Source organism: Halorubrum sp. SS7 (assembly GCF_005435055.1).
GTDB classification, from domain to species: Archaea; Halobacteriota; Halobacteria; order Halobacteriales; family Haloferacaceae; genus Halorubrum; species Halorubrum salinarum.
The window spans coordinates 1-231 of record NZ_SGXV01000030.1; the positions used below are offsets into that span (position 1 = coordinate 1).

Annotated in this window: 1 protein-coding gene; it reads left to right on the forward strand. The window is 66.2% G+C overall.

The genetic code is table 11. From position 1 onward, the window contains the following. A partial coding sequence (locus EXE44_RS15720; protein WP_137717898.1) for a M23 family metallopeptidase occupies window positions 1-231 on the forward strand: 231 nt, incomplete at both ends.

Genomic DNA, 231 nt, shown 5'->3' on the forward strand with positions numbered 1-231 from the left:
CACGACGACGGCGAGTACAGCACACTGGCCCATCTCCGGGAAGGCAGCGTGACGGTCGCCCCCGGCGAGGAGGTCTCCCGTGGCGACGTCGTCGGTGAATGTGGGAACTCGGGCATGTCCACCGAACCTCACCTCCACTTCCAAGTCCAAGACCACTCGAACTTCTGGATCGCTGCCGGTCTCGTCCCCCAGTTCCGGGACATTGAGGTGCGCCGGCCCGACGATCGGCGG